Below are 13,619 nucleotides of genomic sequence, written 5' to 3'. Positions count from 1 at the left end.
TGATTAATGCAAACACCTTTACAGATACTTAAAAAATATTGGGGCTACGAGGCTTTTCGCTATCCACAAGAAGAAATTATCAACTCTGTACTCCACAAGCACGATACCATCGCCCTGATGCCTACAGGCGGAGGTAAATCGCTCACTTTTCAGGTGCCTGCTATGTTGTTGGAAGGAATTTGCTTAGTCATTTCTCCGCTCATAGCCCTTATGACCGACCAAGTAAATGCGCTAAACCAACGCAATATCAAAGCACTTTCACTTGCAGGTAACCTCTCTCTTCCCGATTTAGAACGCCTATTAGGCAATGCACTTTATGGACAGTACAAATTCCTATATATGTCGCCCGAAAGGCTACAACACCACACAGTACAACAATTCCTTAAAAACCTACCTTTAAACCTTATTGTCATTGACGAAGCTCATTGTGTGTCTCATTGGGGGAAAGACTTTCGTCCTGCCTATTTGCAGTGTGGCTCGCTCAAAACTGATTTTCCTCAAGTACCTTTATTGGCTCTTACTGCTTCGGCTACGCCTAAAGTACAGCAAGATATACGCCAACTGCTCAATATCCCCAATGCCAAGGTGATAAGTACTACACTACAACGCCCTAATATTGCCTATGATGTATATCAAAGTAATGACAAATTGCCGTTGTTATTCTCTTTTTTGCGAAAAAATGAAGGAAGTGTGATTATTTATCTCCGTAGCCGCAATGGTACAAGTTATCTTTCTTCTATACTCAATACCGAAGGCTTTACAGCTACTTTCTTTCACGGCGGACTTACTACTGAAGAGAAAGAAAAACGACTACAATTGTGGTTGCAAAACAAAGTCCGTATAATGGTAGCTACTAATGCTTTCGGAATGGGAATTGATAAACCCGATGTACGCTTGGTGGTTCATTGGAATCTCCCTTCTACTTTAGAAGACTATTTTCAAGAAGCAGGACGTGCTGGGCGTGATGGTAAGCCCGCCAAAGCCGTTCTTATCTATAACCCCAACGACCTCGCTACTGCCAAAAAACTATTAGACGATTATCTTATAGATATTTCTTTCCTAAAACATTTATATAAAAAACTGAATAGTTATTTTCAAATAGCTATTGGGCAAGGTGCTGGTCAAACTTATAGTTTCCTCTTTCCTGAATTTTGTAAGCGTTACCAATTGCCTACCCTCAAAGCCTACAATGCTCTATTGGTGTTAGACCGTTTTTCAGTAATACACCTAAACCAACAATTTCACAATAAAATCACCTTACAGCTAAACGATGCCAAGCTACTGATGAACTATATACACACCCATAGGCATCTCAGTGCTCTTTTGTTTTATTTAGCGCGTACCTATCCCCTTATTTATACCCAACCTGTAGTGATTGAAACCGCTAAAATTACCGAACGAACCGATTTGGAACACTATCAGCTCTTAGATTATTTGCAACAGCTACACCGCGATGGTATGGGGACACTCAAAAACGAACAAGCCGATATAGAGCTTACTTTTTGTGTAATTCGCGATGACGATCGCACTATTAACTATATCAGTAAAAACGTAAAAGAATACAATCGTACTAAGCTTACCCTGCAAGAGCAAGTATACAAATATTTAGCAGACCAAAACACTTGTCGCTCGGTACAACTATTACACTATTTTGGCGAAACTAATGTTCAGCCTTGTGGTATTTGTTCTAATTGTGAAGCCAAAAAAGCCCCTCCTAAAATTGACGAACAACAATTGCGTAATGACCTTTGGCAATTGTTGTTACAAAAACCCATTACTCCTTATGAAGTTTTGCAACAACTACCCTATCCACAAAAAGCCATTCATATTATTTTACGAGAATGGCTCACAATGAATAAAATCATTTTCAATGAATGCAATGAAATAATTGTAAAATAAATTGCAGAAATAAATATAAATACCTACCTTTGTACCTATAAATAAAAGTAAAATGACTATTAATTGTAAAGGAGAATTGCTTTCTCTTCATACCCCTCGTGTAATGGGTATCCTCAATCATACCCCCGATTCGTTCTATGCAGGTAGCCGCGTTACCGAAAATAATGCCTTAGCACGTGCTGAAGAAATGCTATTACAAGGTGCCGATTTTATAGATGTAGGTGGCTATAGTACACGTCCTAATGCAGCTGAGGTATCTGAAGAAGAAGAGCTTAAAAGAGTAGTGCCTTTAGTGCGCAGTTTGGTACAGCACTTCCCACAAGTACGTATCTCAGTAGATACCTTTCGTGCCGAAGTAGCCAAGCAAGCGCTGTCAGAAGGGGCAGCTATTGTAAATGATATTTCAGCAGGACTTTTAGATGAACAAATGTTGCCTTTGGTAGCTCAATGGCAAGTGCCTTATATAGCAATGCATATGGTAGGTACACCTCAAACTAAGCAGCAACACACCTCATACAAAAATATCATTACCGATATGCTCTATTATTTCTCTGAACGCAAAGCAAAAGCCTTGCAATGGGGTATCAACGATTTTATAGTAGATGTAGGCTTTGGTTTTTCTAAAACTTTAGAACAAAATTACCAAGTGCTCAAACACTTAGAAGCATTTCACAGTTTAGAATGCCCGTTATTAGTAGGTGTTTCCCGTAAATCTATGCTTTATAAATTGTTAGATACTACCCCTGCCGAAGCGCTCAATGCCACTACCTCAGTACACACAATTGCCCTTATGAAAGGGGCTCATATATTGCGTGCCCACGATGTGAAAGAAGCTAAAGAGTGTGTAGCTATCATCAATGCCCTACGCCTATGAAATTATTTGATATCCTAAACTTTAGCATTACCGATGTAATTGATATACTGCTATTTGCATCATTGTTATACTACCTTTATAGGCTTATAAAAGGTACTGTAGCTATCAATATATTTATGGGAATTGTAATGATTTACCTAATGTGGAAAATTACCGAAGCCCTACAAATGCAGCTGCTTAGTAGTATATTAGGTCAGTTTATTGGGGTGGGCGTATTTGCTTTAATAGTTGTATTTCAGCAGGAAATACGTCGCTTTTTGCTCACTATAGGTACTACCAATATTACAGCACGTAATAAGTTACATAGTATATTTAAATTTTTTAAACAGAAAGAAACACTCCTAAATATAGAAAGTTTAGTGAATGTATGCGAAAAACTTGGCAGTAGCCATACAGGAGCTTTAATTGTGTTGGAACGCAACGTGCCACTAAACTTTGTAACCGAAACAGGAGATAAAATGAATTTGGAGTTCTCAGAACCTATTATAGAAAGTATATTTTATAAAAACAGTCCGCTACACGATGGTGCTATTGTGATACGTGATAATAAAATTGTCGCTACAAGGGTTATCCTTCCTATAGCTGCCGAAGATACTTTGCCTAAAAGCTACGGACTACGCCACAGAGCTGCAGTCTCTATTACCGAAAAAACAGATGCTACCGCCATAGTGGTCTCAGAAGAAACAGGGCATATATCTTATTTTAAGAACGGAACATTTGTAAATTTTAAAGGGAAAGAAGAACTTATTACTCTTATAGAAAAAGATTTTAAATAACCATAATTCAATATCTATGAAAGCATTGCACATACCTTTAGTTTTATTGATAAGTAGCCTATTACCTTTAGGTTGCAACAGCCCTAGCACTACCAATAATAGTACAGTTACTACCACCACCACAGTAACTACTCAGGAAAACAATAACGCTTTTTCAGACCTTTCTATCTATAACCTCCCCGAAGTATGGACAACCCAAAACGGAGACGATATAGCTCTTAAAGAACTGAAAGGCAATGTGCTGGTAGTAGTAATGATTTATACCTCTTGCAAAACTGCTTGCCCTATACTCATCAGGGATATGCGTGAAATACGCAAGCAGGTTGATACCCAAATACCCAAAACAGCCAAAGGAGTAAAATACCTCTTGGTGAGCATAGACCCCGAAACCGATACTCCAGAACACCTGAAAGCTTTTGCCAAAGAAAACAATATGGACGATGACCAATGGCTCTTTTTGCGTTCTAATGAAGAACAAACCCGTGAGTTTGCAGCAGTTTTAGCTGTCAATTACAAGCAAATATCTCCTGTAGATTTCTCTCACTCCAATATCATTAGTGTTTTCAATAAAAAAGGTGAATTAGTATCTCAACAAGAGGGCTTGGGTATTGATTATGAGAAAACAGTTTCCGAAGTAAAAAAACAATTGGCTATGTAGTTTGGTAATATGCCATATTTTCACTACTTTTGCAAAATATTATATTAAACATCAAAGAAATGGTTACTGCAAGTACAGCAAAAAACCTCATTGAGGCACATATCCGTACAACTACACCTATAGAAGTGCCTATTATACAAGCTATAGGAGCTTATTTGGCATCGCATATTTTTGCGCCTATAGATATTCCTTCGTTTGATAATTCAGCTATGGACGGTTATGGTTTCCGTTTTGCCGACCTTGAGAAATACGATTCTTTCCAAGTAATAGGCGAAGTACCCGCTGGTAAAACTACCGATTTTTCATTGGCAGCAGGTGAGGCTATACGTATCTTTACAGGGGCACGCGTTCCTAATGGGGTAGATACTATTGTAATACAAGAAAAAATAACACGCAATGGCGATACAATTACCTTTGATAAAGCTGAGGTAAAATACGGAGCTAATATCCGTAAAAAAGGCGAGCAGACCGAAAAGGGTTCTTTAGCAATACACGAAAATACACCTATCAATGCTGGTACTATTAGCTTTTTGGCAAGTTTGGGTATTGATAAATTAACTGTTTTTTCTAAACCTCGTATAGGCTTACTATACACAGGTGATGAGCTTGTAGAGCTTGGTACCCCTCTTGAAGATGGTAAAATTTATAATTCCAACTCATATACCTTGCAAGCTGCTTTGGCTGAAATACATCAGGAACTTGCAGTAGTAGAACATATAGCCGATACCCAAGAAGCTACAGAAACGGCTATTCGTAAAGCTTTGCAAGAAGTAGATATACTACTCCTTTCAGGCGGAATCTCTACAGGTGATTACGATTTTGTACGCAGCGCATTGCAAAATATAGGTGTAAAAGAAGTTTTTTATAAAATACAACAAAAACCTGGAAAACCACTTTATTTTGGTACATTAGGTGATAAACGTATATTTGCTTTACCAGGCAATCCTGCATCGGTATTTACCTCATTTCATATCTATGTAAAACCTTTTATATTGGGCTGCTATGGGCGTAATAACTTCCAAAGCGAAATGGATTACGCATTCATTACTCACGATTCGGAGAAGAAAAAAGCCGAAATAACATTCTATATGAAAGGCTATGTAGATAAAATGAAAGTAATGGCACTCCCCTCACAAGAATCTTATAAATTAGATTCATTGCCTGTGTGTAACTGCTTTATAGAGTTCCCTGCCAATGAAGAAAAAATAGCAAACGGACAAAAAGTAAAAATATGGAGAATTTAACAATTAACGGACATATATGGTTTGAAACCAATAACGGCTTACGTGTGGGCGCAGGTCGTGCCGAACTTTTAGAACAAATAGACCTATTGGGTTCTCTTTCAGAGGCAGCTCGTACGCTGAAAATACCTTATCGCCGTGCGTGGGGCATCATACGTGATATGAATAACAATTCACCTGTAGAATTGGTAATAAAAGAAGCGGGTGGCAAAAATGGAGGAGGCAGTCGTCTTACCGATGAGGGTAAAAAGTTGGTAGTTCTTTATAAAAAAGTAGCTGCTTGCTTTAAAGAATTTTCAGCAGATGAAAGCAGTCGTCTTAGCGGGGGGAAAGAGTAGCCGTATGGGCGAAAATAAAGCTTTATTACAGCTACAAGGTGAAACTTTTATTAGCAAAATAGGCAAGACACTATCAACTATATGTCCCAAAGTGTATATTTCGGGACAAGATACAGCCTATAATGCACTCCCCTACCCTCAAATTCCTGATATTTATACCGAAAAAGGTCCTTTAGGAGGTATTTATTCGGCGTTGGCATTCTTGCGTGATGATATTTTAGTATGCAGCTGCGATATGCCTTTTATCGCTCCTAAAGTATTGCAATATCTGCTTTCGCAAGTCACCCCTCAGCATATAACAGTACTGAGTTACCAACAGAAAATCTTTCCTGTGGTGGGATACTACCCTTATGCGCTCTTAACTGACTTAGAGACGTATATAAATCAAGATATGCTGAAAATGCAAGTGATTATCAAAGAACTTAATGCCAAAGTAATAGCTTACCCTAATGAGGATACTTTGGCTTTTACCAATATCAATACACCCCAGCAATGGGCTCTTATTAATAATACAAAATGACTTTAGTTTTTGCTACACACAATGCTCACAAGCTAAAAGAAATACAAGCCTTGTTGCCCACTACCATCAAGTTACTAAGCTTGACGGACATTAATTGTAATGAGGATATACCCGAAACAGCTACTACTATTGAGGGAAATGCTTTATTGAAAGCACAATACATCAAAGAAAAATATGGTTATGATGTATTTGCTGATGATACAGGCTTAGAAGTGGTAGCACTAAATGGAGCACCAGGAGTTTATTCGGCACGATATGCAGGAGCTCAGAAAAATGATGCAGATAATGTAGCACTACTTTTACAACAAATGGAAGGCAACCCTGAACGCAGAGCCCAATTCAGGACAGTAATTGCTTTGTGCTTAGGAAAAGAGACTTATACCTTTGAAGGAATTGCTAAAGGTAGTATCTGCCAAGTACCTATAGGCAATAATGGTTTTGGCTATGACTCTATTTTTGTACCCGAAGGCTATACTCAAACCTTTGCGCAACTTTCACAAGAAGAGAAGAATAACATAAGCCATAGAGGAAGGGCTTTTGAAAAGTTATTGGTATTTTTATCAAATAGTTAGTTACAGCTATGAGTTTATTAGAAGTTAGGAATATAAAGCGCGATTTTAGATTAGGAGCAGAAGTGCTACACGTGCTAAAAGGGATCAATCTAAATATAGAAAAAGGTGAATATGTAGCTTTAATGGGTCCGTCAGGTTCAGGAAAATCTACCCTAATGAATATTTTAGGTTGTTTGGATACGCCTACTTCAGGCGAATACATACTCAACGGTAAAGATGTGAGCAAAATGAGTGATAGTGAGCTTGCCGATATTCGAAATAAAGAAATAGGGTTTGTTTTTCAAACTTTTAACCTAATGCCCCGAACTACAGCTTTAGATAATGTAGCTCTACCAATGGTATATGCAGGAGTAAAAAAAGAGAAAAGGCACGAGCGTGCTAAAGAAGTACTCAGCCTAGTGGGCTTAGAAGATCGTATGCTGCACAAGCCTAATGAATTATCAGGAGGACAACGCCAAAGGGTGGCAGTAGCACGCGCCTTGGTAAATAATCCTTCTATTATCTTGGCTGATGAACCTACAGGAAATCTTGACTCTAAAACTTCCTACGAAATAATGAATCTTTTTGATGAAATTTACAGCAAAGGCAACACGGTTATCTTAGTGACTCACGAAGAGGATATCGCCAATTATGCTAAACGTATCATCAGACTAAAAGATGGACTTATAGAAACTGACAACAAACAATGAATTTTGGAATCATCATACCTGCTTATAACGAGGCTGATAGCATTACCCTCACTCTTGAATCCCTGCTTAACCAAACTTATCTTCCTTATCAAATAATAGTAGTAGATGATGGTTCTACTGATGATACTGCGTTGAAAGTACAACAAATAGCTGCTAAAAATTCTATAGTACATTTGGTGCAACGACATAAAAAAGGGGTACACTTACCTGGTGCTAAAGTTGTGCAGACTTTTAATACAGGATTACCCTATTTAAAACCTGAAGTAGAAGTTATTTGTAAATATGATGCCGATCTTATCTTTCCTCCCCAATACTTAGAAGTAATGAATCATCAGTATAGTAACAATCCTACTTTGGGAATGTTTGGAGGATTTTGTTACATAGAGAAGAATGGACAGTGGGTGCTGGAAAATCTTACTAATAAAGATCATTTGCGCGGAGCTGTAAAATCGTATAGAAAGGCTTGTTTTGAGGCTATCGGCGGACTAAAAGAGGCTATGGGGTGGGATACAGCTGATGAACTACTCTGCCGCTATTATGGTTGGAAGGTACTGACAGATGAAACGTTACAAGTAAAACATTTACGCCCTACAGGGGCAGGTTATAACAACAAAGCACATAATCTACAAGGGGGGGTGTTTTATACTCTGCGTTATGGATTTATACTTACACTACTTGCTGCGGGCAAACTTGCTGTTAAAAAACGAAATTTTAAGCTATTGATAAGTTATTTAAAGGGGTATTGGCAAGCAAAAAGAGCACATAAACCTTATCTTTTATCAGTAGAAGAAGGTAAATATGCTCGTAATTATCGTTGGAAGGGTATATGTAAAAAGTTTTTTGCGTAGTACTATTTATTTTTTAGGAGTGATTATTAATTCTTTATAGGGGATACAAGTATTGTATCCTTTTTTGTTAAAATAAGAAGGAATATCTTCATATTCTGAAATAGCTAAAACAAAATCGCCTCCCCAAGCTCCTAAACTTTTTATAGTACCATTAAAATCGGGGAATAAATGTTCTTTTACAGGAGAAATACCCAAATAATCACCGATGAGTTGCTCGTGTTGCTCCAAAAGATAGCAAAAATCATCGATAGTGTACACTAATACAAGTCGTTCGGTGATACGTGTAATACTATCAGCTAACTTCTGTTTGCTTTTTTGTATACTGCGGTAGTGTGTTATCCCTTCCTTACTATTTTGCTTGTTGTTTAGGTATACAAAATAAATGCTATCGGTATGTGGAAAAAGGAATCGTAAAGGGAAGGTTTCTGGCTTACCATCTTTTAATCGATATAGTAATGGCGTATTAGTTTTGGCACAAGCTATATCATAACCACTACCACCAAAACTTTTAAAAAGTAGTTCGTAAGGATTTACTTCAGCCCATTGGGCAATATTATTAATAAGTGTGGAAGAAGTACCTAATCCCCAGTGGCGAGGAAAAGTAAGCAAGGTTTGCACAGCACAATGCGGATATAAACTAGCAAAGTGAGGGTTGAGAGTAGCGGCAGTAGAGAGTATATTTTGTAACGTATGTAGTACTTTTTCATCTTCTCTACTATTGATAGATAAGCTACTGAACCAGCACTTTCCATCAGCATCAAAGGCTTCCCAAGAAAAGGCATTTTGTGAGGGTTGTACGATTAATTTTTGTCCTAATGAGGAAGGGAGTGCTAGGCTAAGTGCCCCATTTAAGACGGCGTATTCACCTGTAATTAATAATTTTCCGTTACTATAATAGTTTGTAGATTGTGTGAAATTCATATTTTTTTTATACCTTTGCGTTTTGAAAGGACAAAAGTAAGAATTTTTACTATTTAGTAATCTATTTTATGAAAGAAAAAATGATAAAAGTGGGTATCTCGGTGGGAGACATCAATGGTGTGGGGCTTGAGATTATCTTGAAAACCTTTGAGGAACATCAGATATTAGAACTTTGCACACCTATTATATTTGCCTCAAACAAATTGGTTTCTTTCCAAAGAAAACACTTCAATATAACTACTAATTTTCAGGGTATAGATACATTAAATGCAGCTATTGACGGGAAGCTAAATGTGCTAAACTGTTGGAAAGAAACACCTACAGTTGCCTTTGGACAAGAAACTGAAGAAGGAGGAAGATATGCTTTCTTATCACTGCAAAAAGCTGTTGAGGCTCTCAAAAACAATGAGATAGATGTATTGGTAACAGCACCTATTAACAAAAACAATATACAATCGGACGAATTTCATTTTCCTGGTCATACAGATTATTTAGCACAACAGCTGGAAGGTAATAGCCTGATGTTTATGGTGAGTGAAGACTTAAAAGTTGGCTTAATGACCGACCATATTCCGCTAAAAGAAGTGGCAACTACTATTACAGAAGAGCTTATGATGCAAAAGGCACGCTTGATGAATGAGTCGCTTATAAAAGATTTTCGCTTGCAACGTCCTAAAATAGCAGTATTGGGTATCAATCCACATTGTGGTGATAAAGGAGTTATAGGCAAAGAAGATGAAGATGTATTGCGACCTGCACTTAAAAAGCTGTATTTTGATGAAAATATATTAGTATTTGGTCCTTTTGCTGCCGATAGTTTCTTCGGTTCACAAGCTTATCGCAATTACGATGCGGTGCTGGCTCCTTATCACGATCAGGGGTTGATAGCTTTCAAAACACTTGCTTTTGGTAGTGGGGTTAATTATACAGCAGGACTTAACAAGGTACGCACCTCACCCGATCACGGTACGGCTTACGAAATAGCTGGCAAAGGTATTGCAGACCCTGAATCGTTTAGACACGCTATTTTTATGGCTATAGATATTTTTAGAAACCGAGAAGAGTATGTAGAATTGACGAAGAATCCTCTGAAAATTCGTACTTTGGAATTGGATAAAGAAAAATAAACTATTATGGAAATCAAAAAATTAGGCGCTATTGACATAGGCTCTAACGGGGTTCGGTTACTAATATCGAATGTATTGGAGACAGAAGGAGAACCTGCTAAGTTTACAAAAGCAAGTTTGGTGCGTGTGCCTATACGCTTGGGAGCTGATGTGTTCTTAAACGGGCGTATTTCAGAAGAAAATACAAATCGGCTGGCGGAGGCAATGCAAGCTTTTAGTTTGCTGATGAAAGTATATCAGGTGGAGGCTTATCGGGCTTGTGCTACTTCGGCTATGCGAGAGTCGCTTAATGGTAATGAGGTAGCGGCAGAAGTGCTGAAACGTACAGGAGTGGCTATTGAAATTATTGATGGTAGTGAGGAAGCTAATATTATTGCTTCTACTGATATTTCTACACTTATTGGGACAGATAAAAATTATTTGTATATAGATGTAGGAGGAGGTAGTACTGAATTTACGGTATTTTCTAATGGAAAACAGAAAAAATCGCGTTCTTTCCCAATAGGTACGGTACGCTTGCTTGATAATAAAGTGAGTGATGAAATGTGGGAAGAGGTAAAACAATGGATTGAAAAACATACGAAAGATTGTCCTCATATAGAAGCGATTGGTTCTGGAGGTAACATCAATAAAATCCATAAGAATGCGAATGTATTAGAAAATGCACCTCTTACGTATGAATATTTAACTGATTATTACAACTATGTATCGGGCTTTACCTATGATGAGCGAATTAAATTGCTTGGCTTTAATCCTGATCGTGCCGATGTAATTTTATATGCACTTACGGTTTTCATCAATGCGATGAAATGGTCGGGAGCAAAGATTGTGCACGTGCCTCGTATAGGTTTAGCAGATGGTATTGTAAGGAGTATTTATAAAAAAGGATTATAGTTATTATAGGGCTATAATCATATAGATAATGAACAGAGAAGAGATTATTAACACAGCACGGCAAACGATAGCTAAAGAAGCCGAAACGGTGGCTCAACTTGCTGGATATATAGATGATGAGTTTGTAACAGCAGTTACTTACATTATTAATAGCAAGGGGCGTGTAGTGATTACGGGTATAGGTAAGAGTGCTATTATAGCCAATAAAATTGTAGCTACGATGAACTCTACAGGTACGCCTGCAATTTTTATGCACGCTGCAGATGCTATTCACGGTGATTTAGGAATTATTCAGGCTGATGATGTAGTGATTTGTATTTCAAAAAGTGGAAATACGCCCGAAATAAAGGTATTGGTACCTTTGTTAAAACGCGGTAATAATAAATTGATAGCAATTACTTCCAATAAAAATTCGGTTTTAGCACAAGCTGCGGATAGTCTGCTTTATGCCTATGTGGAAAAGGAGGCTTGCCCTAATAATTTAGCACCTACTACAAGTACTACTGCACAGCTGGTTTTAGGAGATGCTTTGGCAGTTTGCTTATTGGAAATGAAGCACTTTGGGAGTGAGGATTTTGCTAAGTACCACCCAGGAGGGGCACTTGGTAAGCGACTTTATTTGAAGGTTTCGGATATTGTAGGTAATAATCAAAAACCCGAAGTGAGTATCCAAACCGAAGTGAAACAGGTAATAGTAGAAATATCGGCTAAGATGCTTGGGGCAACAGCTGTAATTGACAACGGGAATATTGTAGGAATTGTAACTGATGGAGATATTAGGCGAATGCTGAGCAAGACAGATGATATCAGGGGACTTACTGCGAAAGATATTATGAGCCTAAACCCTAAAACTATTGATAGAGATTGTTTGGCTATAGATGCACTTAGTTTGATGGAAAAAAATAAGATTACGCAGTTGCTTGTAACTCATAATGGGCGTTATGAAGGGGTGATACATCTACATAATTTAATACAAGAAGGTTTGCTATAAAAAGAGAAGTAGAGGATTAAATTAATAGTCGTTAAGTATTAATAATCATTACTTTAGGATATAATTAGTAATTTAGGCTTATTGTTATTATAAAAATGAAATACAAAAAAAAGATAATTATATTTTTGTAAATCATTTTTTTGTAGTACTTTTGAGCCGTAAAACATAATAGTAACAATAATGATGAAAATTTATTTTTGTTTTTTAGGGTTAGCATTGGCACTTGTAGCCTGCAAAAAAAACACGAATGAGCTTACTGCGGAGCAAAAAGAAGCTAAATTGCAACAACAATTAGATTCGCTTGCAAATATAAAGTTTTTAGAGGTAGTGAAAGAAGAGGTGGATTCGTATCCTATATTTAAAGGGGTGTGTGATACAGCTACTACCAAAGTAGGACAGAGAGAATGTTTTGAGAAGACATTTGCTGCTCAGTTTCAGGAGCGTCTTAAAAAAGGGCACTATGAGGTTACAGAACCCGTTACAGATCGTATTTTCTTAAATATTAAAGTAGATAATACGGGAAAAATAGTACTCTTGGATATGAAAGCCGATGATAAGACAAAAGAGTTGCTGGCTACTGAAAGTGAAAGTTTTGAAGATGCTTTGCGTGCTAATCTTTCTGAATTATCAGATAATGATAGTATAGAACCCGCAAAGAAAAATGGACAGAATGTGAGTACACAGTTTGAGCTTCCTATAGAAATAAACGTAAAATAAAGCACTTCGTGGAGCGTATTATTTTAGGAGTAGATCCTGGTACTACTATTATGGGTTTTGGACTAATAGGTATAGAAAAAGACCAGATGAAACTACTACAGCTAAATGAATTACAATTAAGCAAATATAGTAATCATTATCTGAAATTGGGGGTTATATTTAACCGCACAATTGAGCTTATAGAAACCTATAAACCCGATGAGTTGGCTATTGAAGCTCCTTTTTTTGGGAAAAATGTACAATCTATGCTTAAATTGGGGCGCGCACAAGGAGTTGCTATGGCTGCAGCACTTTCACGTGAAATACCTATTACTGAGTATGAACCTAAGAAAGTGAAAATGGCTATAACAGGTAATGGAAGTGCTTCTAAAGAACAAGTAGCTAAGATGCTACAACAGTTATTAGATATTAAAGAGTTGCCCAAGCATTTTGATGCTACTGATGGATTAGCAGTGGCTGTATGTCATTATTTTAATGGTGGTAGAGCTCAAAAACAACAACATTATAGTGGTTGGGAGGCTTTTATCACTCAAAATCAGGAGCGATTGGCTTAA

General features: G+C 37.4%; 16 protein-coding genes. 15 read left to right on the top strand and 1 reads right to left on the bottom strand.

Translation table 11 applies throughout. The features are described from left to right. Window positions 1–6 precede the first annotated feature (6 nt). From J4N46_RS07570 to J4N46_RS07525, 10 genes are read left to right on the top strand one after another with little or no spacing between them, the layout of a single operon-like run. The gene (locus J4N46_RS07570) at window positions 7–1,899 is read left to right on the top strand and encodes a RecQ family ATP-dependent DNA helicase (protein ID WP_208058807.1); all 1,893 of its coding nucleotides are present in this window, start codon (window positions 7–9) and stop codon (window positions 1,897–1,899) included. A gap of 52 nt (window positions 1,900–1,951) precedes the next feature. Then, on the top strand, window positions 1,952–2,773 hold the full coding sequence (gene folP, locus J4N46_RS07565) for a dihydropteroate synthase (RefSeq protein WP_208058806.1): 822 nt from the start codon (window positions 1,952–1,954) through the stop codon (window positions 2,771–2,773). Continuing rightward, the gene (gene cdaA / locus J4N46_RS07560) at window positions 2,770–3,549 is read left to right on the top strand and encodes a diadenylate cyclase CdaA (protein WP_009414557.1); all 780 of its coding nucleotides are present in this window, start codon (window positions 2,770–2,772) and stop codon (window positions 3,547–3,549) included. The genes folP and cdaA overlap by 4 nt, the downstream gene beginning before the upstream one ends. A 16-nt stretch (window positions 3,550–3,565) precedes the next feature. After that, window positions 3,566–4,207, top strand: a complete 642-nt coding sequence (locus J4N46_RS07555; RefSeq protein ID WP_208058805.1) for an SCO family protein — start codon at window positions 3,566–3,568, stop codon at window positions 4,205–4,207. 59 nt (window positions 4,208–4,266) lie between these two features. Further along, window positions 4,267–5,451 (top strand): molybdopterin molybdotransferase MoeA, encoded by a 1,185-nt coding sequence (locus J4N46_RS07550; RefSeq protein WP_208058804.1) that lies wholly within the window; start codon window positions 4,267–4,269, stop codon window positions 5,449–5,451. After that, window positions 5,439–5,786: a winged helix-turn-helix domain-containing protein gene (locus tag J4N46_RS07545; RefSeq protein ID WP_009414554.1), complete on the top strand. Its 348-nt coding sequence runs from the start codon at window positions 5,439–5,441 to the stop codon at window positions 5,784–5,786. The genes J4N46_RS07550 and J4N46_RS07545 overlap by 13 nt, the downstream gene beginning before the upstream one ends. Next, complete coding sequence (locus tag J4N46_RS07540) at window positions 5,752–6,306, top strand: molybdenum cofactor guanylyltransferase (RefSeq protein ID WP_208058803.1); 555 nt, start codon at window positions 5,752–5,754, stop codon at window positions 6,304–6,306. The genes J4N46_RS07545 and J4N46_RS07540 overlap by 35 nt, the downstream gene beginning before the upstream one ends. Further along, a complete protein-coding gene (locus J4N46_RS07535) occupies window positions 6,303–6,878 on the top strand; it encodes a non-canonical purine NTP diphosphatase (RefSeq protein ID WP_208058802.1) in 576 nt (191 codons plus the stop codon). The genes J4N46_RS07540 and J4N46_RS07535 overlap by 4 nt, the downstream gene beginning before the upstream one ends. A gap of 8 nt (window positions 6,879–6,886) precedes the next feature. Next, on the top strand, window positions 6,887–7,567 hold the full coding sequence (locus J4N46_RS07530) for an ABC transporter ATP-binding protein (protein WP_009414551.1): 681 nt from the start codon (window positions 6,887–6,889) through the stop codon (window positions 7,565–7,567). Beyond that, complete coding sequence (locus J4N46_RS07525; RefSeq protein WP_208058801.1) at window positions 7,564–8,415, top strand: glycosyltransferase family 2 protein; 852 nt, start codon at window positions 7,564–7,566, stop codon at window positions 8,413–8,415. The genes J4N46_RS07530 and J4N46_RS07525 overlap by 4 nt, the downstream gene beginning before the upstream one ends. A gap of 6 nt (window positions 8,416–8,421) precedes the next feature. Here the strand turns inward: J4N46_RS07525 and J4N46_RS07520 are convergent, their stop codons facing one another. Then, complete coding sequence (locus J4N46_RS07520; protein ID WP_208058800.1) at window positions 8,422–9,336, bottom strand: GYDIA family GHMP kinase; 915 nt, start codon at window positions 9,334–9,336, stop codon at window positions 8,422–8,424. A gap of 68 nt (window positions 9,337–9,404) precedes the next feature. Here J4N46_RS07520 and pdxA point away from each other — a divergent pair, with 68 nt between their 5' ends. The 5 genes from pdxA to ruvC all read left to right on the top strand — a co-directional run bounded on the left by pdxA (window position 9,405) and on the right by ruvC (window position 13,619). Next, window positions 9,405–10,463 (top strand): 4-hydroxythreonine-4-phosphate dehydrogenase PdxA, encoded by a 1,059-nt coding sequence (gene pdxA, locus J4N46_RS07515; protein WP_208058799.1) that lies wholly within the window; start codon window positions 9,405–9,407, stop codon window positions 10,461–10,463. A gap of 6 nt (window positions 10,464–10,469) precedes the next feature. Continuing rightward, window positions 10,470–11,357: a Ppx/GppA phosphatase family protein gene (locus tag J4N46_RS07510; protein WP_009414547.1), complete on the top strand. Its 888-nt coding sequence runs from the start codon at window positions 10,470–10,472 to the stop codon at window positions 11,355–11,357. A gap of 28 nt (window positions 11,358–11,385) precedes the next feature. Further along, a complete protein-coding gene (locus J4N46_RS07505) occupies window positions 11,386–12,348 on the top strand; it encodes a KpsF/GutQ family sugar-phosphate isomerase (protein ID WP_208058798.1) in 963 nt (320 codons plus the stop codon). 183 nt (window positions 12,349–12,531) lie between these two features. Then, window positions 12,532–13,065, top strand: a complete 534-nt coding sequence (locus tag J4N46_RS07500; RefSeq protein WP_034556437.1) for a hypothetical protein — start codon at window positions 12,532–12,534, stop codon at window positions 13,063–13,065. A gap of 8 nt (window positions 13,066–13,073) precedes the next feature. Further along, window positions 13,074–13,619: a crossover junction endodeoxyribonuclease RuvC gene (gene ruvC / locus J4N46_RS07495; RefSeq protein ID WP_009414544.1), complete on the top strand. Its 546-nt coding sequence runs from the start codon at window positions 13,074–13,076 to the stop codon at window positions 13,617–13,619.

This window comes from Capnocytophaga bilenii (assembly GCF_017565765.1).
GTDB classification, from domain to species: domain Bacteria; phylum Bacteroidota; class Bacteroidia; order Flavobacteriales; family Flavobacteriaceae; genus Capnocytophaga; species Capnocytophaga bilenii.
This window is presented reverse-complemented; position numbering and strand designations above follow the sequence as displayed.

Coding starts and splice junctions, on each gene's coding strand:
- J4N46_RS07525 (WP_208058801.1), top strand. CDS start 7,564: ATGAATTTTGGAATCATCATACCTGCTTATAACGAGGCTGATAGCATT.
- J4N46_RS07535 (WP_208058802.1), top strand. CDS start 6,303: ATGACTTTAGTTTTTGCTACACACAATGCTCACAAGCTAAAAGAAATA.
- J4N46_RS07520 (WP_208058800.1), bottom strand. CDS start 9,336: ATGAATTTCACACAATCTACAAACTATTATAGTAACGGAAAATTATTA.
- J4N46_RS07550 (WP_208058804.1), top strand. CDS start 4,267: ATGGTTACTGCAAGTACAGCAAAAAACCTCATTGAGGCACATATCCGT.
- folP (WP_208058806.1), top strand. CDS start 1,952: ATGACTATTAATTGTAAAGGAGAATTGCTTTCTCTTCATACCCCTCGT.
- cdaA (WP_009414557.1), top strand. CDS start 2,770: ATGAAATTATTTGATATCCTAAACTTTAGCATTACCGATGTAATTGAT.
- J4N46_RS07505 (WP_208058798.1), top strand. CDS start 11,386: ATGAACAGAGAAGAGATTATTAACACAGCACGGCAAACGATAGCTAAA.
- J4N46_RS07530 (WP_009414551.1), top strand. CDS start 6,887: ATGAGTTTATTAGAAGTTAGGAATATAAAGCGCGATTTTAGATTAGGA.
- J4N46_RS07510 (WP_009414547.1), top strand. CDS start 10,470: ATGGAAATCAAAAAATTAGGCGCTATTGACATAGGCTCTAACGGGGTT.
- J4N46_RS07555 (WP_208058805.1), top strand. CDS start 3,566: ATGAAAGCATTGCACATACCTTTAGTTTTATTGATAAGTAGCCTATTA.
- J4N46_RS07570 (WP_208058807.1), top strand. CDS start 7: ATGCAAACACCTTTACAGATACTTAAAAAATATTGGGGCTACGAGGCT.
- J4N46_RS07500 (WP_034556437.1), top strand. CDS start 12,532: ATGAAAATTTATTTTTGTTTTTTAGGGTTAGCATTGGCACTTGTAGCC.
- J4N46_RS07540 (WP_208058803.1), top strand. CDS start 5,752: ATGAAAGCAGTCGTCTTAGCGGGGGGAAAGAGTAGCCGTATGGGCGAA.
- pdxA (WP_208058799.1), top strand. CDS start 9,405: ATGAAAGAAAAAATGATAAAAGTGGGTATCTCGGTGGGAGACATCAAT.
- J4N46_RS07545 (WP_009414554.1), top strand. CDS start 5,439: ATGGAGAATTTAACAATTAACGGACATATATGGTTTGAAACCAATAAC.